The organism is Melghirimyces algeriensis (assembly GCF_900182565.1).
Classification (GTDB): domain Bacteria; phylum Bacillota; class Bacilli; order Thermoactinomycetales; family DSM-45169; genus Melghirimyces; species Melghirimyces algeriensis.
The window spans coordinates 407,369-431,103 of the sequence record NZ_FXTI01000002.1; the positions used below are offsets into that span (position 1 = coordinate 407,369).

General features: G+C 46.6%; 21 protein-coding genes and 1 other annotated feature. Of the genes, 2 read left to right on the forward strand and 19 right to left on the reverse strand.

Annotated features, from left to right (window positions below; translation table 11 throughout):
* Position 1 precedes the first annotated feature (1 nt).
* From FN782_RS05140 to gpr, 7 genes are all read right to left on the reverse strand, one after another.
* Positions 2-1,558, reverse strand: a complete 1,557-nt coding sequence (locus FN782_RS05140; RefSeq protein ID WP_142504689.1) for a TCP-1/cpn60 chaperonin family protein — start codon at positions 1,556-1,558, stop codon at positions 2-4.
* Between the two features lie 56 nt (positions 1,559-1,614).
* Entirely contained in the window at positions 1,615-2,640 is a 1,026-nt protein-coding gene (gene hrcA, locus FN782_RS05145) for a heat-inducible transcriptional repressor HrcA (protein ID WP_142504690.1), read from the reverse strand.
* A gap of 100 nt (positions 2,641-2,740) precedes the next feature.
* Positions 2,741-3,886 carry a radical SAM family heme chaperone HemW gene (gene hemW / locus FN782_RS05150; RefSeq protein ID WP_142504691.1) on the reverse strand — a complete coding sequence of 382 codons (1,146 nt, stop codon included), beginning with the start codon at positions 3,884-3,886 and terminating at the stop codon, positions 2,741-2,743.
* A 71-nt stretch (positions 3,887-3,957) separates the two neighbouring features.
* The gene (gene lepA / locus FN782_RS05155; RefSeq protein WP_142504692.1) at positions 3,958-5,790 is read right to left on the reverse strand and encodes a translation elongation factor 4; all 1,833 of its coding nucleotides are present in this window, start codon (positions 5,788-5,790) and stop codon (positions 3,958-3,960) included.
* Between the two features lie 93 nt (positions 5,791-5,883).
* Positions 5,884-6,261 carry a DUF3679 domain-containing protein gene (locus tag FN782_RS05160; RefSeq protein ID WP_142504693.1) on the reverse strand — a complete coding sequence of 126 codons (378 nt, stop codon included), beginning with the start codon at positions 6,259-6,261 and terminating at the stop codon, positions 5,884-5,886.
* A gap of 15 nt (positions 6,262-6,276) precedes the next feature.
* Positions 6,277-7,428, reverse strand: a complete 1,152-nt coding sequence (gene spoIIP, locus FN782_RS05165; RefSeq protein ID WP_142504694.1) for a stage II sporulation protein P — start codon at positions 7,426-7,428, stop codon at positions 6,277-6,279.
* Between the two features lie 109 nt (positions 7,429-7,537).
* A complete protein-coding gene (gene gpr / locus FN782_RS05170; protein ID WP_142504695.1) occupies positions 7,538-8,659 on the reverse strand; it encodes a GPR endopeptidase in 1,122 nt (373 codons plus the stop codon).
* Positions 8,660-8,858: 199 nt separating this feature from the next.
* Between gpr and rpsT the strand changes: the two genes are divergently transcribed.
* On the forward strand, positions 8,859-9,125 hold the full coding sequence (gene rpsT, locus FN782_RS05175) for a 30S ribosomal protein S20 (protein WP_142504696.1): 267 nt from the start codon (positions 8,859-8,861) through the stop codon (positions 9,123-9,125).
* A gap of 81 nt (positions 9,126-9,206) precedes the next feature.
* On the opposite strand, the gene trpS is transcribed toward rpsT, so the two are convergent.
* Positions 9,207-10,184 carry a tryptophan--tRNA ligase gene (gene trpS, locus FN782_RS05180; protein WP_142504697.1) on the reverse strand — a complete coding sequence of 326 codons (978 nt, stop codon included), beginning with the start codon at positions 10,182-10,184 and terminating at the stop codon, positions 9,207-9,209.
* Positions 10,185-10,228: 44 nt separating this feature from the next.
* Positions 10,229-10,455, reverse strand: a binding site (T-box leader).
* Between the two features lie 56 nt (positions 10,456-10,511).
* Positions 10,512-10,817, reverse strand: a complete 306-nt coding sequence (locus tag FN782_RS17130; protein WP_246064856.1) for a hypothetical protein — start codon at positions 10,815-10,817, stop codon at positions 10,512-10,514.
* Here FN782_RS17130 and FN782_RS05185 point away from each other — a divergent pair.
* The gene (locus FN782_RS05185; RefSeq protein ID WP_246064855.1) at positions 10,720-11,154 is read left to right on the forward strand and encodes a CcdC family protein; all 435 of its coding nucleotides are present in this window, start codon (positions 10,720-10,722) and stop codon (positions 11,152-11,154) included. The genes FN782_RS17130 and FN782_RS05185 overlap by 98 nt on opposite strands.
* A 29-nt stretch (positions 11,155-11,183) precedes the next feature.
* Here FN782_RS05185 and FN782_RS05190 read toward each other — a convergent pair whose 3' ends face one another.
* The 10 genes from FN782_RS05190 to FN782_RS05235 form a co-directional block, all read right to left on the reverse strand.
* Complete coding sequence (locus FN782_RS05190; protein WP_142504699.1) at positions 11,184-12,719, reverse strand: class I adenylate-forming enzyme family protein; 1,536 nt, start codon at positions 12,717-12,719, stop codon at positions 11,184-11,186.
* 313 nt (positions 12,720-13,032) lie between these two features.
* On the reverse strand, positions 13,033-13,503 hold the full coding sequence (locus FN782_RS05195) for a 2-thiouracil desulfurase family protein (protein WP_142504700.1): 471 nt from the start codon (positions 13,501-13,503) through the stop codon (positions 13,033-13,035).
* Between the two features lie 24 nt (positions 13,504-13,527).
* Positions 13,528-14,541: a DNA polymerase III subunit delta gene (gene holA, locus FN782_RS05200; protein ID WP_142504701.1), complete on the reverse strand. Its 1,014-nt coding sequence runs from the start codon at positions 14,539-14,541 to the stop codon at positions 13,528-13,530.
* Between the two features lie 15 nt (positions 14,542-14,556).
* Positions 14,557-15,237, reverse strand: coding sequence for an anti-sigma factor family protein (locus FN782_RS05205; RefSeq protein WP_185956044.1), 681 nt, complete (start codon positions 15,235-15,237; stop codon positions 14,557-14,559).
* Complete coding sequence (locus FN782_RS05210) at positions 15,234-15,776, reverse strand: RNA polymerase sigma factor (protein ID WP_142504703.1); 543 nt, start codon at positions 15,774-15,776, stop codon at positions 15,234-15,236. The genes FN782_RS05205 and FN782_RS05210 overlap by 4 nt, the downstream gene beginning before the upstream one ends.
* Positions 15,777-16,027: 251 nt before the next feature.
* On the reverse strand, positions 16,028-16,945 hold the full coding sequence (locus FN782_RS05215; protein ID WP_142504777.1) for a pseudouridine-5'-phosphate glycosidase: 918 nt from the start codon (positions 16,943-16,945) through the stop codon (positions 16,028-16,030).
* 138 nt (positions 16,946-17,083) lie between these two features.
* The gene (locus FN782_RS05220; RefSeq protein ID WP_142504704.1) at positions 17,084-18,175 is read right to left on the reverse strand and encodes a carbohydrate kinase; all 1,092 of its coding nucleotides are present in this window, start codon (positions 18,173-18,175) and stop codon (positions 17,084-17,086) included.
* A gap of 132 nt (positions 18,176-18,307) precedes the next feature.
* Positions 18,308-20,704 (reverse strand): DNA internalization-related competence protein ComEC/Rec2, encoded by a 2,397-nt coding sequence (locus FN782_RS05225; protein WP_185956046.1) that lies wholly within the window; start codon positions 20,702-20,704, stop codon positions 18,308-18,310.
* Positions 20,705-20,812: 108 nt separating this feature from the next.
* Positions 20,813-23,140: a transglycosylase domain-containing protein gene (locus tag FN782_RS05230; RefSeq protein WP_142504706.1), complete on the reverse strand. Its 2,328-nt coding sequence runs from the start codon at positions 23,138-23,140 to the stop codon at positions 20,813-20,815.
* A 262-nt stretch (positions 23,141-23,402) separates the two neighbouring features.
* A complete protein-coding gene (locus FN782_RS05235) occupies positions 23,403-23,666 on the reverse strand; it encodes a hypothetical protein (protein ID WP_142504707.1) in 264 nt (87 codons plus the stop codon).
* Positions 23,667-23,735 lie beyond the last annotated feature (69 nt).

Consider the following 23,735-nt stretch of genomic DNA (forward strand, 5'->3'; position numbering starts at 1 on the left):
CTCACCTCAAACTTTCCGCTTCCGTGTTCCTCATCTTTACCACGGTATGAATTCGCAGAATGGCCGTGCTTACCTCCCCAGCCGTCTGAAGGGCATGATATTTAACTGGCAAGGGGTCAATCACTCCCATGTCCACCATATCGCAGACCACACCACGATCACAATCGATCCCAAGGGAATATGTAGAGCGTTTCCACTGAAGTGCCTTGACTTCTTCCACCTTTTCAAGAGGGTTGAAGCCGGCATTGGCAACCATCTGAGCAATGGGTCGACACAAGGCCTGAGCAACAGCGGAAACCCCAAATGATTCCATACCCTGAACGGTGTTCCCATACTTTTCCACTTCCCTGGCCAATGCCAGTTCAGCTGCACCCCCACCAGGCAGGAAACCTCCGCGAACCGCCGCCTGCACAGCAGCTGCTGCATCCTTGGCGATCCGTTCTTGTTCATCAGCCACTTCTTTTGTGGTCGCACTGATTACAATTGTAGCAACGGATTGATCCTTCTTACCCTTGATCTTCAACCATCCGAGTAATGGATCATCCTCCACCTCTTCACAAAAACCGATCAAAGGCTCCAATTCCGCCAATGATCTCTTTAACCCGGCACGTCGCAACACGCATGCTCCGGTATAATCTGCCAATTGATCAATATCCGCACGCTTCACATTCTCTGCCACAAGAATCCCGGCATCGGTTAATGCATCAATGGCATCGGTATCCACATTTCCTTCCACAACCACCAAGCCGACCTCTAATTCAATCAATTTCCGAACCATCTGCTCAAATGTCTGTTTCAACTCTTCGTGCTTGGCAAATCCGGCTTCTGTTGCCAAAGCATCTTCATTCACCAATTCCGGGTGCAAATCACCGGCCATTACCGCAACACGGACATGCTCTTTGACATCAGATAGCCTCATATTAACGCGCCCTCTGGAAAGCAACAACCCATGAAAGATACTTCCCCTGGCACGTGGATGTGCCATCACTGCATCCGAGAGACGAAAATCTCTTTCCAGAAGTTTTTCCCGCCCAATCGAGGTAGCAGCTTCCATCACCAATTCGGTGATATCTTCCCGCTCCCGTCCTGCCGTGTAGGCAATCCGATGCAACCATTCATCATTCAAATGACGAATCATCTGGGCCATGTTCTGCATTTTATCCAGAGCAAAACGGACCCCGCGACGAATCCCGACGATCACTTTCGCTACGGGAACACCACGGTTTACCTGTTTGACCCCTTCTTCCACAAGAGCTGCCGCAAGCAGAGTGGCTGTCGTGGTTCCGTCACCTACCTCTTCCTGCTGGGCATTGGCAATCCCAACAATCATCTGGGCAACAGGATGATGGATTTCCATTCGATTGAGAATGGTCACTCCGTCATTGGTTACAATGACGCCTCCATCATCCTTTACCAACATGGTGTCCAGTCCCTTGGGACCCAGTGTGCCTTGTACCGCTTCAGCCACCTTGCGAACAGCTTCAGCATTGGCCGTCATTGTCTCCGGGTACGAGGATTGATCCTGCTTTGAGACACTCGACTCCCCCCGACATTCCATGGATCCGTCTCACCTTTCCTATAACAGTGAATCGAAAATTATATTTTCAATGAACCTCATTTATATAGTCTGCCCAGATGTTGGGAGAGATCCCGTGTCAGTAAATCAAGCAAACTGACCACCTTACAATAATCCATCCGGGTTGGACCCAATACGCCAATCGTTCCAAGAGAACGTCCATCGATCTCGAAAGATGCCGACACAATGCTGCAATTGTTGACTGCCTCCAAGTGATTTTCGTGACCAATTCGGATTTGAACTCCCGTGTGCTTGTTGGAAAAGAGACGCGAAACCGTCTCAGTCTCCTCAAAGAGTTCCATCAGAGCCTTAATCTTCTCCACATCCCTAAATTCGGGCTGGCTCAAAATATTAGTCGTCCCACTGGTAAAGACTCTGCCTTCCAGTTCAGAGGCCAACATCTGATCGACCATGGACAACAAATACTCATAATTCTCCACATGTCGGCTGAATTCTTCCAACAGTTCTTTGTGTACGGTCTGCTTCAGATGATGCAATGGAATGCCGGTCAACTTCGTATTCAAAAGGTTGACCATCTGTTCAATGGAAGAAAGGGAAACCCCGTCAGGAACCGTGATCCATCGCTGATCCACATGACCTGTGTCCGTTACAAGAATCGCCACAGCCATCCGGTCATTTAGTGGAACCACCTGAAGATGTTTCAACTTGTTGTCATACAATTCAGGTCCCAACATAATGGAAGTATAATTTGTAATCCGCGATAAAATGGATACCGTTTGCTGTATCGTTTGTTCCAACGCATCCATGTGTGAAGAAAACAGTCGGTGAATCATCAAAAGATCGGGATGTTCAATGCGATCGGGAATCATCAGATGATCCACATAATAGCGGTAGCCGGACTGGCTCGGTATACGGCCGGCAGATGTGTGCGGCTGTTCCAGAAAACCCATCTCTTCCAGATCGGCCATCTCATTACGGATTGTGGCTGCACTAAATCCAATATCTTCCCGCTTGGATACCGTACGGGAACCTACAGGTTCAGCATTGACAATATATTCCTCCACTACCGCACGGAGAATTTTCTTTTGCCGCTTGGTTAACATCTGCCTCACCCCCTGTTAGCACTCAAATTCCACGAGTGCTAAGTCTACTTTATTTAAAGTATCAAACCCCATTCTCGTTGTCAACGCTATGACAATGCCTTTAAACGACTTCTTTTAAAAAGGAAGCAAAAACTTCATTTCCAAACAAAAGACCTTGTTCTGTTAAGAGATATCGATCCCCTTTCAAACAGATCAATTGACGTTTCTGCAGATGGTCCAACACCGGACCAAATACGGCTTCTGGGGATTTTCCATACAGACGTTCAAAACGTGTGCGACTTACACCATCCATCAACCGAAGGCCTAGGATAAAATGGTTTTCCATCGCCTCCCCTTCTTCCACTCGATGCATTTGTGCTACTGGACGACGAAAATGTGCCAGACGAATATATTCACTGACACCACGAACATTTTCATGTCGAATCCCGTTCGTGTAACCGTGAGCCCCTGCTCCCAAACCGTAATAGGGTTGATTCAACCAGTAAGTGGTATTGTGACGACTCTCCTTCATAGGGCGAGAAAAATTACTCACTTCATATTGTTTATATCCTGCTTCCATCAATCTCCGTCGGGTTAAAAGATACATTTCCAATTCGTCATCCTCAGTAGGAAGAGGCAGCTTTCCCTCAAGAAGCTTACGATGAAACAATGTTCCTTCCTCCACCTTCAAACTGTAAACGGAAAAATGATCGGGATACAGAGCAATCCCTCGTGCAAGGGCTTCCTCCATATCAGGCACCGTTTGTTCCGGCAGGCCAAACATCAGATCGAGAGAAACATTGTCAATACCAGCCATCCGGGATTGTTCCACACTTCGTTCAATATCTTCCACTGTATGTGTACGACCAATTTTTTTTAACAGATCAAAACGGAACGTCTGCGCTCCGAAACTGAGACGGTTGACACCTCCCTCCTTCATAATGGCCAGTTTCTCCGGATCTGTGGTGCCCGGATTCGCTTCCACCGTGAACTCTATATCCTCTGACCGATTGGGAAAATATCGTTGGATCGCCTGCATGAACCGTTCCATCTGAACCGGCGTGAGAACGGTTGGTGTCCCGCCTCCGATGAAAATCGTCTCAATCGTTGTCGGCGGGGTTTCCTCCACTGTCCGGGCCATCTCCTGTTCAAGAGCCTCCAAATACTGATCCACAGGCTGTCCGTCTACCACATAGGCGGTAAAATCACAGTAATGACACTTATGAGCACAAAAAGGAATGTGTATATAGACTGCACGGGGTTTCAACGGAACACCTCCTCTTCAAAAAAACCGCAAGCGGCCGCTATTCCCTCGCCACTCGCGGTTTCTCCCTCCCATCATTTTTTGGAATCGGCATCGTCCATCTGAAGAACCGCCATAAATGCTTCTTGGGGCACTTCCACATTTCCGACCGCCTTCATCCGTTTTTTCCCTTCTTTCTGTTTCTCCAAAAGTTTTCGTTTCCGGGAGATATCCCCGCCGTAACATTTGGCCAATACATTTTTCCGCTGAGCCCGAATCGTTTCTCTTGCCACCACCTTATTGCCAATCGCAGCCTGAACCGGGACCTCAAACATTTGTCGCGGAATCAGTTTTTTCAACTTCTCCACCAGCTGTCGACCGCGATAATAGGCTCTCTCCTTGTGTACGATAAAAGAGAGGGCATCGACAGGCTCTCCATTCAACAGGATATCCATCTTCACCAAATCAGATGTTTTATATCCTGAAAGTTCATAGTCAAAGGATGCATACCCTTTTGTTCCCGACTTCAACTGGTCAAAGAAATCATAGACAATCTCGGCCAGGGGCAATTCGTAGACAATATTTACCCGATTGGCATCCAGATACTGCATATCCACATACTCGCCCCGTTTGGACTGACAGAGTTCCATCACAGCACCGACAAAGTCATTGGGTACCATCATGGTGGCTCGAACAAAAGGCTCTTCCACATGATCGATTTGTTGTTGCGGAGGCATCAGCGTAGGATTTTCAATTTCCAGAAGCTCTCCATCCGTCTTGTATACTTTGTAGACCACGCTGGGAGCCGTCGTAATCAATGGAATATTGTATTCCCGTTCGATCCGCTCCTGGATGACTTCCATGTGTAGCAGACCTAAAAAGCCACACCGAAATCCAAAGCCCAAGGCTCCGGACGTTTCAGGTTCATAGCGAAGCGATGCATCATTTAGTTCCAGCTTTTCCAACGCTTCTCGAAGATCATCATAATCTCCGGAATCCACCGGATACATTCCACAAAATACCATCGGGTTGATTTTTCGGTAACCGGGAAGCGGCTCCGACGCCGGATGATTTGCATCTGTGATTGTATCCCCAACCCGGGTAACTTTCACGTCTTTGATGGAAGCCACCATAAATCCGACTTCCCCTACAGCCAATTCGTCTTTGGAAACGGGTTTCGGAGTAAACACCCCGACATCTGTCACTTCAAATTCCTTACCCGTGGCCATCATCCTTACCTTCATCCCTTTCCGGATGGAGCCGTCAACCACCCGGATATAGGTAATCACTCCACGATAGGAATCATAGATGGAGTCGTAAATCAAAGCTTTCAGCGGAGAATCGGGGTCACCTGAAGGAGGTGGCACTTTCTCCACAATTTGCTCCAAGATCTCTTCCGTTCCAATTCCCTCTTTTGCAGAGGCATGCACCGCTTCCGAAGCATCCAGCCCAATCAGATCCTCGATCTCCTCTTTGACTCGTTCCGGTTCAGCACTGGGTAAGTCTACCTTATTAATCACGGGCAGGATCTCAAGATCGTTCTCCAAGGCCAAATAAACATTGGCCATTGTCTGTGCCTCCACACCCTGGGCGGCGTCCACAACCAGCAATGCCCCCTCACAGGCAGCCAGACTGCGGGAGACTTCATAAGCAAAATCCACATGCCCCGGAGTATCAATCAGGTTGATAATATATTCTTTTCCATCTTTCGCTTTATAAGGGAGACGGACCGATTGCAATTTAATTGTAATCCCCCGTTCCCTCTCCAGATCCATGGTATCCAGATACTGATCTTGCTTTTCCCGGTTGCTCAACGCTCCGGTATATTCCAGAATCCGGTCAGCCAAAGTGGATTTTCCATGATCAATATGAGCAATGATTGAAAAGTTTCGGATCAATTCCTGCTGCTGTTTTGAAGAATCACTCATTCGGTTCCCTCCTGAAAACAAAACACGCAACAAACCATATCTTATATATTATAGCAGTCTGCATCATATGGTACAACGGAGGAGATCGATCTACTAAAAGGATTCTTCAATCAATGCGACCAATTGATCCAATGCCTTTCTCGTTGCTTTTTTCAATCCTTCACCCGTCTCATTTCCAGCCTGAGCCAACCAACTCTCGTCGGAATCAGATGCTGAAACGTTTGACTTCTCTCTTTCCTCCCGTTCCGAGTCTTCCGCTTCTTGATCCGGCAACGCTTGGTCTGTTTCATAGACATACCCCAACACAGAAATCTTCATCTGACCCTCTTCATCCGGGGTGATGTGAACGGCTCGAGGAGCGCCTTGACTGCCTTGTGTTTGATGAATGTTTTGTTCCGCTGTATCAATTCCCAGAAATATTCCAAACATCAAAACCATCATCAGCGCTAGCACCTGGATCATGAGTCGCATCTTTGTCACCCCTTTTCACTCTTCTTGTTCAGCCTTTCCATCCACCGGCACCGCCTGAAAATGGATCTCTGATAAGGCTTGGGCCAAAGCTTCCGATGTCCGGAATGCTTCTTCAAATGTGTTGTCCACTCCACCAATCTCCACCAAGATACTGTTTGGGGAAAGCGACTGATTATATTCACCATTTCCCATCGCCCGGCTTTTTCGGAAAACACCCTTGGATAGGCCGGGATACAACTCATCCAGTTTTTTGTGGAGCTTTCGGACTAATCGTTCATTTTTTTCCCAGTGCGGATGAGCTGTTCCCACTACAAACGCGATTCGGGCATATTTTTTTCCCTCAATACTTGTGGTCGTCTTCTCCCGCCGTTGGGAATCGCGATGAACATCAATAAAATATTGAAGATCATCATTCTGTTTCATCGCGCTCACCACTTTTTCCCTGGAGGCCTGATACATCTGATTCCAGTCGGCATCAAATCCCCCGGTGTACACTTGTGCACCGATTCCCCGCTCTTCCAGCTCCTTGCCCAAGCGTTTTCCCACACGGGTAATGTTCATTTCATTATCGTAGGCCCGATTGGGGCTTTCCGTCTTCTTTAATTCCGGCAGGAAAGACTCTGTAAAGTGAGTATGGTAGATAAAAACCTTGTCCTTTCCTGTTGAGGAAGACGTCGATTCTTGATTTTCAGAAGTTGGTTTTTGTTCTTTTTGACGATCAGACATTTTTTTCTGGAGATCGAGTGGAGGTGGGGATTCAATGGGAACGGATGTATAATCCACTCCTTCCCCCGCTACAACAATTTCCGTATCAAAAAGAGCGTAGCCCGGCAGTTCACTTCCCAGCAATGTTCGGGGATCCTCTGGATCAATACTTGTCGCCAACTCAAAGAACACGCGGGAAAAACCCGGTTTCTCCGCTGCTGTCTCCGTTGTTGCCAGGTAAGGAATCTCCCCACCCATCAGATAAAGAAGGGTCTCGGTTGAAAAATGGGAGGTAAAGCGCCCCAACTCAGAGGAATGGGTGCTCCTTTTTGCCTGGATCATAGCCAATAATCCGGTTAGTACAAAAATGACCGCCATACCCAGTATCAAAAATACAAAAAGTTGCCTCATACGGGGTGTTGATACGTTCAATGCGGCAAATCCTTGATATCGGTGCCTCATCCCTTTCCCTCCCCCAGCTTGTCTCTACTGGCGAATATATGAGAGGAAAAGGTAGGGTAGAACCCTATCTTTTAATAGATGTCAGTTAAATTGATAGATTGGCAGACCATCAATTGACATGAGCCGATACATTTTCAGGTGTAACCGCTTCATGAAGTGCACAATTTAACCCATCAGCAATCAACTTGCCCATATCTCCGATAAATGTATCCACTTCTTTGGGCGTAACAATCAGGTTTTGTCCCAAGGGGTCCAACACCTCTTCAATCAACCTCCGTTTTTCATCGGAATCCAAGGTCCCTACAATCCCCATCATTTTTTCACCCATTTGAGGCGAAATATCCTGAGATTGAAGTTCTTTTACATCCGGCCGATTCAATGGATCCAGCGGATTCGTAGGGCGGACCTGATTCATTTCCCTGTGGAGATGAGAGAGAACAAATTCTACCGTATCATAAGAAATCGTCGCTGCATCAACCACTGTCGGAATCCCGATTGCAATTACGGGAATTCCCAACGTTTGTTGATTGAGGGCCTTTCGTTTATTCCCGACACCAGATCCGGGGTTGATTCCTGTATCCGTCACCTGAATGGTTGTGTAGACCCGATTTAGTGCCCTGGAAGCCAATGAATCAATAGCAATCACTGCATCCGGACGTGTTTTTTCAACCACTCCAAAAATAATTTCACTTGTCTCCATTCCCGTGGTCCCCAGTACACCCGGTGAAATCGCTGCAACTGGGCGATATCCATCAGCGACTTGTTCAGGCAGCAATTCAAAGAGATGGCGTGTCACCATGGTATGTTCCACTACAAAGGGTCCCAGAGCATCAGCGGTTACATTCTGGTTACCCAGACCAACGATCAAAATCCTGGCGTTGGGTTCCACATCGATCTTGTTCAGAAAGCTCTTAAATTCATTGGAAAAATGGGCAGATACATTGCGCTGAAGTTGGGAGTCCTTACTTCTCAGCCCTGGAACTTCCAATGTTAAATATAGGCCCGGAGTTTTACCCAATGCCTGTCCTCCCTGGTCATCTTCAATCCGAATCCAGCTGGTTGTCATACCGTCTTGCTCCGACTCCTCCATATGGACACCCGGTACCTCTCCTTTGCCATCCTGGGTTTGAACAGCCATATCATGGGCTTCACGTGCCAGATCTGTTCGAACAGGAAAGGATCCCAGATTCAAATCTTTTTGATTTCCCTGTGATTGCTCATCCACACCCATTCAATCCATTCCTTTCCATTTCATTGATTTGGTATCATTTTCCCCATATGAAGCCGAAGTTTATTCCTCCCTTTCAAATCTTCCATTCCTCCTCCATATCCTGTTTGCAAACGCCTTGCTTTTTGCACCCCTGCGTGATAGAATTTAGCGTGTTGCACGCTTTTCGGGCGACTTGACAACCAATTAGGAGGTGAATCGGATGCCCAACATCAAAAGCGCAATCAAACGTACAAAAACCAGCGAAAAACGGCGTCAACAGCGAATGGCACAAAAATCCGCCATGCGCACCTCCATCAAGAAATTTTTGACTGCCGTAGATAAGCAGGATAAAGAAAATGCAAGTGTACTGTTGCGGGAAGCCAAACGGAAATTGGACAAGGGCGTAACCAAAGGTCTTCTTCACAAGAACACCGCTGCCCGGCAAAAATCCCGCTTAGAGCAAAAATACAATACACTGAACGGCTAAATTTCCTCCTTAAAAAAACGACCCTTTTCGGGTCGCTTTTATTTTGTTCATGTTTATACTTATGCCAGATCAACGGGAGAGTCAGGCCAATCCCATGGCCTGTTGCATGTTCAGAAGCGTTTGATACGATACTTCCCGTGCCCGTTGACCACCTTCAGACAGGATCCGTTCCACTTCACCGCTTTCCATAACCTTTTCATAACGCTCCTGCAACGGCTTTAACACCTGGATCACTGCTTCAGCAGTATCCAGTTTCAAATGGCCATAACCTTTTCCTTGGTAACGATTGACCAGTGACTCAATGGATTCCCCACTCATTTCACTGTAAATGGCCAACAAATTGCTGACACCCGGTTTGTTTTCAGGATCATAATAGATTTCATTTTCCGAATCGGTCACTGCCCGCTTAAATTTCTTTACAATTTTATCCGGTTCATCCAGTAATTCGATACGGTTATATTCACTGTCCGCACTTTTGCTCATCTTTTTCTCCGGATGATCCAACCCCATAATCCGTGCACCGGTTTTCCCGATTTTCGGTTCCGGAACCTTAAACACGTCCCCGTATTGACCATTGAATCGTTGGGCCAGATCTCTGGATAATTCCAGATGTTGCTTTTGATCCTCACCAACCGGTACAATGTCTGTCTGATACAAGAGAATATCAGCCGCTTGTAAAACCGGATAGCTGAACAGCCCAGCTGTAGCGGAATCTGAACCCTTTCCTTTATCCTTATATTGAGTCATCCGGCTCAGCTCGCCCATCCGTGTAACACACTGCAACAACCACGCTGCTTCAGAGTGAGCCGGATTATGTGATTGAACAAACAACGTACTTTTATTGGGGTCCAAACCCACTGCCAAATATAATCCTGCTACCTTTCTCGTTTTTTGACGAAGCTCTTCCGGATCTCGCGGGATGGTTAAAGCATGCAGATTCACAATACAAAAAAAGCATTCTGCCTCCTCCTGAAGAGGAATAAACTGTTTTAAAGCTCCAATATAGTTGCCGAGATGAATGTTTCCCGTCGGCTGTATTCCAGAAAATACGCGTTTCAAGCTTCAAACACTCCTCTATATAAAAATAAAACCCCCGTCCACATATGCGGGACGAGGGTTTTCTCGCGGTGCCACCCGTATTCGCCTGAGATCAGACGCTCTTTACAAACGGATAACGGTCGATTTTCGACCGGTCTTCCTCTTTCCTTTGAAGGATGTCGAAGAAGACAGCTCCGAAGCCCATTCACATGGCGGCTCGATCGACTTCCACCCACCGTCGACTCTCTGCACGAACCCGCCCCATGCTACTCTTCTTCTTCATAGCTTCTTACTGTTCTATTTTGCCCATATCATACAATATGTCGGAGTAAAACGCAATTTAGATATTTATATTTTTCTTTTCCGGCAGAAGGAGTTATTATTTTGTTTAAGAGCATCGTAACCAGTTTTCGTCGCAGAACCTTTTGCTGCAGTCAATCCATTTGATCGATATTGGATCAAATCCTTTCCCCAATTAAAGGAGCAATGAACAATGGGAAACACTTTACCGTTCAACTTGCATTGGATGGCAACGATAGGCACTTTCTTTATGGCTATGATAGTGATATTCATTCGGCTGAGATCCGTCAGAAAACCCACAAATACCAAAAAGATTATTATGCCACCCATTGGTATGAGCACTGGATTTTTCATGTTTATCTTTCCTGTTTTTAGGATACCTCTCTCTTGGGGAATTACAGCCTTTATAACAGGAACGTTACTCTTTTCTTGGCCTTTGATCAAAACGTCCCAATTTGAAGTGATAGACGGTAAGATCTATTTGAAACGCTCCAAAGCATTTATCTGGATCTTGCTCCTTTTGCTGTTCATCCGTATGTTCGCTCACGAATATGTGGAGCAATTGATTTCCTTGGAACAGACAGCCAGTTTATTCTTTGTTCTGGCCTTTGGTATGCTCCTACCCTGGCGGACTGCGATGTATATACGATACAAACAGTTAAAAAAACAGGGGACAGTGGCAACCGAATAAAAGGTTGCCGCTGTGATATAAAGGATCTCTTATCCGGTTCCATTCTCTGAAACAGTTTCGGACTGTTTGGCTTGTTCACGCAGGATATACTTTAGAACATTTCCGAGCGTATTCTTGGGAAGATGGTCAATCATTATAACATCTTTTAGTTTGTGTGCGGCCAAACGGCGACGGGCATGTTTGATGACATCCTCTTCTGTTAGGTTGGACCCCTCTTTCTTCACCACATACGCCCGAGGAGCTTCTCCACGTTCTTCGTCAGGCACCCCTATTACAGCCACCTCTTGAACGTCTTCCAATTCTAAAAGAACAGCCTCCACCTGTGTGGGGAAAATTTTTTCATCTCCACAATGAACTACATCCACATACCGATCCACAATGTATAAAAAACCATTCTCATCCATTCTTCCGGCATCACCGGTGTAAAACCACCCATCTTTCAACGCTCGTGCCGTTTCTTCGGGATCATTCCAATATTTCGGTGAAACCTGAGGACCTTTGCAGAGAACTTCCCCAACCTCACCGGTCGGAGTCTCCTGACCGGTTTCAGGATCGATCAACTTGATTTCACCGAGCACATTTTTTCCGACAGAGCTACTGCTGTCTTTTCCCATATCCGGTGTCCAAAACGTAATCGCTCCGGAGAATTCACTCGCTGAGTAAACCTGTACCACGGGAAACCCAAGCGAATCATATTGGTTTATCAATTGTTGGGATACACCAGCGCCACCACAATATATTTCCCGGAACGAACCGTGATCCCAATCCCCTTCCATCAGCGGCTCTAGCATATAGTCCAACATAGGGGGCAAGGTGATCGTTTGCGTGATTCGCTCTTTCTCAACCAATTCCCAAATATGAACCGGGTGAAACTTCGGCATAAACACAGTGGTGGCACCTGCTAACGGAGCCAATGAGATAAAAGACACCCCGCTGATATGAAAGAGGGGCGTAGTGGCCAGGAATCGGTCTCCTTTTCGAATACCGAGAGTGATACTTGCTGCCATTGCAGATGAGAAAAGATTGTAGTGAGTCGTAATCACCCCTTTTGGGGCCCCCGTCGTACCCGAAGTATATGTAAGAATAACGGGATCGGACGAATCCACCTCTACTTCGGGTTCAGCATCTGGCCGTTCCAAAAGAGCTTCTTCAAAAGGAGGATTGATTTTTTGTTCCACCCCTGCTCGAACCATACGTTCAAGAAATTCCAATGGCTCCAATTCTTCAGCTGCAGCTGCAAAGTCATCTTCATAAAAAAGGATTTTCGGTTTACTATGCTCCATGATGGAACGAAGCTCCACAGAATTAAAACGCCAATTAAGAGGAACCGAAATCGCACCTAACTTTGCCGCTGCAAAAAAGATAATGGCAAAAGGAATATTTGTGGAACATAAAATAGCAATTCGATCTCCCTTCTGGACACCCAATTCCAGCATAAAGTGAACCAGTTGATTCACTCGTCGATTGAATTCACGATATGTATAACGTGACTCCAAACTGATCACAGCTTCTAGGTGCGGTGAATAACCCGCCCGGTTCCGCAATATTTCTCCAACTGTAAACATGTACAGCACTCCTGTTCAATGACTGGAATGAAAAATAATGATTATGGCTTAGATAATAAAACAAATTTTTATCAAGAAAGAAACCAATTTAGTTAAAAAAATGGAGCTTTCATCCTTCAGTTGATACAAATATTCAATTCTAAAAAAAGAATATTGAAAATTAGAAAGGAAATCAAGGTTGCGAATGATATTTCTTGTGTTGATATAAAAGACTTCCGCTCCAAATAAAGAAAGACGGAAGTAGACATTCCCCCAAACAATGAAGTATACCTGATGGATACTCCTTGTCAGCGATTTTCAAAAAAGGGTTCAATCATCTTGAATCGCTCTCTTCCTGTTTTTTTTCTTTTTCTTCTGAGACAACCCGGATCCCATGACGACGCAAAAGCGCCGTGGTTACCCCGTGACCGGACTTTTTGGATCGACTAAAGGTCCCATCATAAATCAAGCAACTACCACAGGAAGGGCTGCGCTCTTTCAAAATCGCTTCTTTTGCACCTACTTTTCGTGCCATTTCCAAGGTTTCATAAGCACCCTTCAGAAACTGTTCGGTTACATCATTTCCCTGATGATCGATTACCTTGGCTTTGCCATCCAAGACATCATCTCCGTCTCCGCCGACAATTTCTGCAGGATTCCGAGGGGTTGAAAGCCCGCCCATCTGCTCAGGACAGACCGGAACCGCCTTCCCTTCCCCAACAAGCTGTTGAATGCTTTCAATCCGATTATGTTTTTGATCATAACGACATTTGACCCCAAAAAGACAAGCACTGACGATTTTCAATGCATAACTTCCTTTCGTTGCCTTTTATCTCACCGATAAAATCAATCGCTCCACTGCCAAGGATTTGTCAATCCGACCGGATTTAATCGCCTGATCTGCCTCAATCGCCTGATACAGCAGGTGGCGCAACGTTTTTTCCGGGTGAGATTTTCCCTGTTGAAGAGCCAGCTTCACCGGGTAAGGATGAACCTTTAAAGCGGAAGCCATTTCACGCTCAGACATCCCCTGGACGGCGAGCACTTTCACCTGAAGCATCATCCGAAACTGACGAATGATCAAAGCTAGAATTCGTAAGGGCTCCTCCCGGTTCTCCAAAAGGTCATAATAGACAGCCATTGCCTCCCCCGTCTTGCGCCGTGCCACACGGTCCACCAGCTTAAAAACATCTTGTTCCAGTGTACGGGGAACCAGCTCAGATACTGTATCCGGTGTAATTCTCCCTGAAGAACCCACATATGTGACCAGCTTGGATATTTCCATGTCAAGAAGACGAAGGTTTGGCCCCGTTTGTCGGATAAGGCTTTCCACTGTCTGTGAGTCCGCTTGGACACCGGTCCGCTTCACCCGATTGGTTACCCAACGTTTTAACGCCGAGGAATCCAACGGTGGGAACACCGCCTCACGAACATGTTTTTTCAGTTCCTTAACCACTTTCTTTCGACCATCCAGCTTCTCTGCAGGAACGGTAAGTATCAATACATTTTCTTCTAGAGGATTCTTGGCATATTGGAGCAATTCTTCCGGACGATGCTCCTGTTTCTCTTTTCCCCTAGTGGTAAGAAACCATGCATTTTTCCCCACAACCAAACGCTGCTCACCAAAAAAAGAAGGAGTTTCCGCCTCCCGAACTAGGTCCTGAACAGGCGTTTCGTCCAAATCCAGCACAATACAGTTCCAATCTCGGTTGTTTTCAGAAACCAATACCTGTTTCTCTATTTCCTGCAATATCTCTTCCATCAAAAACGTCTCGGTACCATAGAACAAATAAACGGGTGCAATCCGACCCGACCGGATTTCTTGAGATAACTTGGAATCCATCACACACCCTCCGTTTTATGAAGTGGGTTCTTTATGCTCTTTGCGAGATGGAATATGGATCTTTCGCTCTGTATTGGTATTTTTAAAGCGGATGGAAAGCGTGTCATGATCTTTCCAGTGAAGTCGAACCTCTGACTTCGTTTCCCATGGCGGGGATTGAAACTGTATGTGACCTTTCTGATCCCGAATGATGACACATTGATCCCGTACTTGCGCAATATAGCGACCATCCGGAGAAGGGATTCCTTTCTCTGAAAATATCCCATTTGGAAGATTCGATTTCTCCATTTGGAAAGAAGATAACGTTTGGGACGGTGGAGCCGGTGAACCCGCAGAATGATTCAATGGGGGATTTGACGTTTTTTCACTTCCCACGGCAAACCAGACAATGACCAGACATACGGCAATCACTCCCGTCCACGACCATCCCCGAAACCACCCGATCCTTATACCAGATGATGAAGCTGTGGATTCCGTCGAAGCTTCAATTTCCTGCAAAACCTGATCTGTCAATGATATGGTCGGTTCCATCCGGGGCAACTCCGACAACATGCGGGACAGGGATCGGAGATGCTCCGCAGCATTTCTACAGGAGGAACAGCTGGACAAATGCCGTTCTAACACCTCTTTTTCCGGGGGGGATAAATCCCCGTCCAGCTCTCGATGAATCCATACCTCCCACTTTGCACAACTCACGGAAGCACACCGCCTTCCTGATAATCCGCCAACCAAGATTGTAGCTTTTTTCGAGCCCGAAACAGATGGGATTTCACCGTATTCAGTGGAATTTCCATGGTCTCCGCAATCTCTTCATAAGTAAAATCATGTAAATAACGCAAAATAACAGCAGTCCGTTGGGGTTCCGGCAAACGGTGAATCGCTTCTTGGACATCAAAGGATATTCCCGTTCGCTCCACAGAATTTCCCAATCTACATCGGTCCGCATCCACTTCTTCCTTCAGGGGGACTGTCCTTTTCCGCTTCCTTAAATAATCGATCGCAGTGCGGACAGCGATTCGCTGCGCCCAAGTTTCCACCCGTGCTTCATATCGGAAGCCCGGCAAGTTTCGATAAATCCGAAGAAGTGCCTCCTGAGCAACATCCATGGCATCATGCTGATTGCCCATCATATAACAAGCGGTTCGATATACCGGACCTTCCAACTCTCTTAAAAGATGGACCAAGGCTTCCCGATCTCCCTTTTGGGCGAGCTGAACCCATTCCCCTTGGACCAATTCAACCCCTCCTGTATATATTGACGGATTGGACCTTGTGAAAGTTGCACCCTTTTTCCGGAATATCCGTCATCCGAACGTTCTCAGTTATTGTATCATAGAGATGAAAACCGGGGCAGGCTGACCATTTATATGTCCGACTGAATCTTACAAAGAGCATGGAATGTGATATTGCGCTGATCGCCAGAGCAGTGAAGTCCAAAAACATAAATAAGGCAACCGGTCCGAACCGGTCACCCTGATGATCAACACTATTTTTTTAACTGAATTAATTCCATGGCAAGGTCAGCACCCACCTCGGCATTATGCTGAACCAGAGCGATATTTGCTTCCAAGCTCTTCCCTTTTGTCAACCCTTTCACTTCTTCCAACAGGAAAGGCGTTACCTCCTTTCCTGTAATCCCTCTTTGCTTGGCTTTTGCCAATGCCTGTTCAATCATATGATCCATTTCCTTTGAATCAAGTGCCTGCTCTTCTGGAATGGGATTTGCAACGACCGCTCCCCCGGAAAGGCCCATCTTCCATTTCGTATGAAGGAGGCGTGCAATGGCTTCCGTTGTATCCAAAGCATAATCTACTGGATACCCTGATTGACGGGAATAGAATGCCGGGAACTCTTCCGTTCCCACACCAATTACAGGAACTCCATTCGTTTCCAAGTACTCCAGCGTTAATCCAATATCGAGAATGGACTTCGCACCGGCACAAACCACAGCCACATCGGTTTGGGCCAATTCATTCAGATCAGCTGAGATATCCATTGTATTCTCCCCGTCACGGTGAACACCTCCGATTCCTCCAGTCACAAAAACATCAATTCCCGCCCATTCTGCAACAATCATCGTAGCGGCGACAGTGGTCGCCCCATGTTTCTTTGTCGCCACCACGTATGGAAGATCCCTTCGGCTCACTTTCAAAATATCGTGACGGTTCGCCAGAACATCGATTTCATGATCTGTCAGTCCAACCTTGACTTTCCCGTCCAAAATAGCTATTGTGGCGGGAACGGCACCACGTTCTCGTATGATGGTTTCCACTCGCCGAGCGGTTTCCACATTTTTGGGGTAAGGCATCCCGTGTGAGATGATGGTAGACTCCAATGCAACAATCGGTTTTCCTGCTTCCTTTGCCTGTTGAACTTCCTCTGAGCAAACCAGCATTTCATTGATTTTCATATCTCCACTCCTTTGAGGTTTTAACAAAGTAATCGTTTTCTGCAAATACTCACCTTCTATTTGAAAGGGTTCATTCTATCTTTGTTGAAAAAGAAAGCTTCTCCCCCTGTTGCCATCCTCTCTCCTCCAAACTTATTCCCAAATTTTTGGACTCAATTCAGTAGAGACACTCGCTTCTGTTTTTAATGTCAACATGGCAAACGTCAACCCTTTTTGACAAGCTTCACGGAGAGAAAAGTGTTGGTGAAGACTTCCCACCACTCCAGCGGCAAACGCATCACCTGCCCCAGTTACATCCACTACATCTCCGGAAGGCAACGATTCCAACCATCCACACTCTCCATCGGCTTCCATAAAATAAACACCACTCGATCCCCTGGTTACCACTACCCGATGAACTCCCCGCTTCATCAGAATGTGGCAAGCATATTCGCATTCCTGTTGCGTCCGGGTTTTCACCCCCGTCACTTCACTCAATTCATCAGCATTTCCAATCCAAAGAGCAACCCCGGAAGCATCTTCAGGCAATCGATTGGCTTTGGGGACGGATACAGGAACCATACACAAAAATATTTCATCTGCCCGGCATCGACGAATCACATCCTCAATCACAGATGCAGAGAGGTTGGTATCCACCACTACTGAATTTCCAGCTCGGATTCGGGACCAGAACCGTTCCAGTAATGAATGATCAAGCCGTTGAAGGACATCCATTTCCGCCAAAGCGAAAGCCATTTCTCCATCCGGTTGAAGAACAGCCGTATAGTTCCCGGTATTCACACCGGAAACCTTCTCCAACAGGCTGACATCGATTCCTGCTTCCTGACAATGCTTCACAATCTCTTCTCCTTCCCGGTCGTCTCCGACAACCGTTAAAAGGGAAACTTGCATCCCTGTCTTGGCAAGATTTTCAGCAATATTCCGAGCCACCCCTCCATAAGAACGAGAGATGTGAACCGGATTGGATGTCTTCGCTTGCAGTTCTCCGGAAAGCCAAGCCTTGCGATCCAGATTGGCTCCTCCGATGCATACCACTCCTCTCTGCTTCGGAAGTATATATGCCCGTCCCAATATCTTTCCTTTTCGAGTCAGGGAAGAGATGTAACCCGCCACAGCGGAACGAGACAAACACAGTTGTTTGGACAATTCCTGCTGACTGATATAGGGGTTTTCCCGGATCAATTCCAAGATTTTTACCTCTTTTTCCGATAGCTTTTCTTTCATATCCCAACCTCCTCTCTTATTTAAACATTTGTCTTTATTTTAAACAAATGTTTTTAACCATGCAAGCAAAACATGGATCACCCCTCTGACGAAAGTCGTTTTGACAAATTTTCTAAAATCAACTTCTACTCTTTATCTCTCGGATTTCACAACCGACTCCACCTTCCAAGTGTGGGGAGAGATCGTTACCGTAATGGCTCCATCTTGATCCGTTCTCCATATATCAACTCCTCGTTTTTTGAAACGATTCAACACTTCAGGGGAAGGATGCCCAAAGCGGTTATTCCTTCCAACAGAGATCACAGCCATCCGGGGGTGGATGGATTGCAGCCATTTCTCCCCGGAAGACGTCCGACTCCCGTGATGAGCCACTTTCAAAAGGTCAATTTGTGGAAGATTCCACTGTCTCATGATCTCCTGTTCACCCGCTTGTTCCACATCGCCGGTCATCAAGACCTTTTTTCCGTATACCGTCATTAAAAACACAAGAGAAGAATCATTGCCATGGTTCTCCTCCCCGCTCTTTTCTGAAGGGTAGAGAAACTGCCACTTGATCCCTGGCTCCAATTCCCACTCTTTCCCGGTTTCCGGAATGAGTACCGGAATATTTTGCTGTCTGAAGCAATCCATCAGTTCCGTCTCCATCGATCCTTGGAGAGACGCGTGATTTCGTATGACGTGTTTCACGGAAAACTGATTGACTACCGCTTTCAATCCTCCAATATGATCCGCATCTCCATGAGTCATAATCAACCAATCAATGCTTTGAATCCCCCGGTATTTTAAGTAGGGAATCAAAACCCTTTTCCCGACATCATAAGCTTCCCGCTTTCGTTGCCAAGGCTCCTTCTCCCAAGGAAGTACGCCACCACCGTCTACCAGAATCACGTTTCCTTCCGGTGTTTCAATCACCGCTGCATCCCCTTGACCCACATCCAAAAAAGTGATCTGCAATTCATCTTTCGACCCCTCGATCAGTGGGATTCCAATGACAGCAATAAAAAGGAAACCAGCCATCCAACCATGTCGAGTCCGCCGGATCTTTCCACCCATCCAAGCCCATAAACAATAGCAAAGCGTACCTGCATAAGCAATCAGCCACCACCACGGCGGAGGGGGCCAGAAAAGTCGTGGCGCTTTCCACATCGCTAAAAAAGAAAGAACAGAACGAATACCGGACCACAATTCGGTAACAAACAGCGCCAGCCCGCTTCCCAATCCCTCATGGATTCCTCCCACTATTAGGGATAGATAACCAATTGGAATGCCAATCGCCGTAACCACGGGAACGACCAAAAGATTTCCTCCCCATGAAAAAAGCGAAAACTCATGGAAATGTGTAATCAGTAGAGGAAACGAGGCAGCCTGAGCAATCATGATTACGGCAATCAGTTGGTTTACTCTCGGCCAACACGTTGGAATCCTTTGACTGACCCACTCTGTTGCCATTAACAGGGCGAACGTTACCGAAAAAGAAAGTTGAAACCCCGCCTCCAACAATTGGTATGGGTTCCACCACAAGATGAATAAAGCGGCCAATCCAAGAAACGAAAGGTTGTCTTTCCATTTCCCACAGGCAATCGATATAACCCCCAGCACAGCCATGACTGTCGCTCGGATCACCGGTGTCTCCGCTCCCGTTAACACTGCATAGAAAGGAAGCGTTACTATAGAAAAAAATGCCGCTTTTTCTCTGGTCAAGCCGAGCAATGTTGCACCTATATAAAGACCTCCCGCAAAAACACCCACATGAAGCCCTGAAATCGCCAACAGATGAACCAGACCGAGAGAAGCGAAGTCCTCTTCCCACTCTGCAGGAACGGCCTTTCGATTCCCAAGAAGCATCCCTTTCATCAAGCCGGCTACATTTTCTGGATAAAGACGATCCAGACGTTTCTCCAAAAACAAACGAAAAGAATCGATTTTTCCATAAACAGAGAACGGGCGAGACAATATGTTGACATCCTGCCAATCCCCTTCCCCTAAACGATGGATATAGCGTCGATGGAGATAAGCGCGGTAGTTAAAGCCACCTGGATTTCGGGCGGAATCAGGTTGGATCAATTGGACTGGAACCGCGAGCAGGGTTCCTCTCTTCAACGTTTGCGCTTCCTTTTTTTCCATGGAGCGATTCAGACGAAGTTGCAAAAGAATCCTCTCTTCTCCTTGAATCTGCTGTTCCCTCAGTGTGACGCGACGAGTGCGAATGGTCAGACGGACTTGATCCCCATCCACATCGGTTGGAGAGACAACAGTTCCTTCCACCATCGCCCTGGAAGAATTACCGGATACCGGAAGTATGGTATGATTTGAAGCTTCCACTGTACAAAATTGGGCTGCACCAAAACAACACCCCACCAAGAATAATGTCCATCCCCCTCCCCGCATCCGCCAATAGCCATATATCCCTCCGACCACCAACACTCCTCCGCCTGCCAACCCCCAAACCCTTCCGCTACCACCCCACTGAACGGCCAAGCCAATCCCTATCGCCCAGCCGACCGATAATATCAAAAAAGGCTGCTTCATCATGCTCCTGCCTTTCCAGATTTGTTCCATTTCCAATTTTCGACAAAAATAGCATCAATCCCTTTTTTTTACAAAAAGAAACCCCTCGCATCATGCGAGGGATCACTCTTAGCTCTCTTCTCCAGGATTGATGTCCACATCTCCATCTGTTGGGGGGTTATCCCCAGTCGGTGGTGATGTATCACCGTCTTCAGGTGGGGGATCACCACCGCTATCCGGAGGGGTCGATCCACTGTCATCATTGTTACCGGATTGATCATTGTTCGGCTGATTTCCAGTATTTGGCTCCTCTGAAGGGTTGTTATTGGATGGAGGTGGGTTTGACCCTGAAGAGTCTGAAGGTGCATTATTCTCTTTTTCTTTTTCCTTTTTCACCTTATGTTTTTCAAAGCCTTTATAAGACATTTTGGGTTGCTTGGGAAAACTCCCCTGAAGCAACTTTGGATCTGACTTTTGCACGGCTCTAAACAGATTGATCCATGTATGTTTGGCTAAGTTGGAATTGGGAATTCTTTTGGGATAATCGTAACCGGTCCAGACTCCCAATGCCACTTTCGGGGTATACCCGATAAACCAAAGATCCTCGGTATTGTTGGATGTCCCCGTTTTCCCGGCTAAAGATATTCCTGGAAAGCTTCTCCCGACCGTACTTCTGGCGGTTCCATATGAATCCCGAACCACACTCTCAAGCATATCCGTCGTCCAATAGGCGGCCTGTGGCGAGAAAATCCGCTTCGGCTTTTTTTCTGCCTCCCAAACCACTTCGCCCTTGGAGTTCTCAATTTTACTGATGATATGCGGTTCGTTAAATTTCCCCTCGTTTGCAAGCATGGCATAACCGGCAGTCATGCGTTGCACATCAAAACCATAGGTAAATCCACCGATAGCACTTGCTTCTCCATCATGTTCATGGATGGGGAAATTCATTTTGCGAAGGTAGTTAAAGCCGTTTTCCAGCCCTACCTTTCTCAACAATTTAATCGCCGGAATGTTGATCGATTTCTTCAGTGCTTCGCGGGCTGTCATCGGTCCATCATATCTGCGGGTATAGTTTCGATAGACGTTGCCACCCGGTCCCGTCAGTTTCTCATCGATAATAATGGATTCCGGGGAGATAATCCCTCGATCCAACGCAGGTCCAAAATCAAGCAATGGTTTAATCGTGGACCCTGGTGAACGTTGCACATCCAAGGCGTGGTTTTTCTGGTTCTTGTTATAATCCCGGCCACCCACAAAAGCCAGTGTGCCACCGGTCTCTACATCCAGCAAAACCGCACCCAAATCCTGTCCCTTTCCAAAACTGCTGTTTTTCGCAGCTTTATTCAACGCTTTATATAAATCCTCATCCAACGTAGTGGTAATCTTATACCCACCCGTCAGCACTTTTTGCTGATATTTATCCAAGGTATCCCGATACTTCCCATCCTTGCTCAGCTTCTTGGGATCTTTGCCGTCCGCCTTCATCAAGACCTTGGCAGCTTCCTCCTCCACGGCCATTGTGATAAACGGATAATTTTTAAAGGCAATTGACGTATCATCCTTGGTTTTCAAAGCACCCTTTACATCGTAGGAAGCAGCATTCTCATACTCTTTCTTGGAGATTTTTTTATTCTCCACCATATTCATCAGTACGTCCTGCATCCGTTCTTTACCCAGCTTGAGGTTCTGCTCGTTTACTTCTTCATCATTCTTTCTATTGTAAAATGGGTTATATGCGTTGGGGCGCTGAACCATCCCCACAATATAGGCAGCCTGTGGAAGATTTAAATCTTTTGCATCTACATTAAACAGCCCTTTGGCTGCCGCCTGAACGCCCAACATATTCCGTCCACTCGCATTTTTACCGAAATAAACCGTATTCAGGTAGGCATTCAGAATATCGTCCTTGGAAAAGAGTCGCTCCATCCGCAAAGCCAGGAAGAGCTCCTTTGATTTACGTTCCAAGCTTTTTTCCCTGTAATCGAGAAAGAGGTTTTTGACCAATTGCTGGGTCAATGTACTTCCACCGCTACTTCCACTGCCGGTCACATTCAGGTAGACCGCACGTGAAAAGCCTTTGGGAGAGATCCCCTTATGTGTGTAAAAGGTTCGATCCTCCGTGGAGAGCAAGGCATCAATCAGATGCGGACTTACCTGATCCACCGTTACTGCCTTTCGGTCACTATCTCCCCGTAACTTCCCGATGGTAGAACCATCCCGAAAATAAGCCACACTGGTTTGCGTCCAGGTGCTGATTTTCTCTTTCATCTCGGCTTTTTTGCGGACTGGCTCTTCATTGACCAAGGAAGCCACATACCCTGTGGCAGCTCCTACTGTTGCCATACTTCCGACAACAATTATAGTAAATATTGTCAAGAATGTGAAAAGAGCTCCTTTTAAAAACCGTCGCATTCTTCCTGACGACTGCTTTTTAGAAGACTCACCATGCTTCGCCACCACTCAACCCTCCTCATCTCCTGAGAACTTATTGTATCATAAATCAAAAAACGGAGAGAAAGTGTATACAAAAAATCAGGCTGTCAATTTTGGAAATCCGGATTCCTGAATTAACAAATCAACCCCCTGATTTCGCGCTCCAGTGTGATTCTATCATATTGGATCATGGAATAGGAATCCAGCTTCTGTACTATTCATATCAAAGCCATCTCCAAAAAACGCCCGCTGATACAGCGAGCGCAAAATCAGTGGACCCATTCTCTCAAACCACCTTGGCTTTTCGGGTAAATGTTCCGTTTTTCCAAGTGGGCATATTGACTGCAACCACTTCATCGGCATAGATGAGTCCCAATTGGTCGGTAATATACACACGTTTATTCTGGTATCTGTATGTTTCCTTAATTTTCACATCATTTATCTTGCCAAAAGCTCCAATGAGTGAGAGTTCATCTCCAACCCGCAGATTGTCCATCACTTTTCCTGAATCCACACCACCAAAAACGAATCTTCCTCTATACTTTGCCATGGTCATTCCTCCTGATAAGGCTTAATATTCGGAAAATTTATTTTACTGTTCCGATGCTTCTATTTTAGA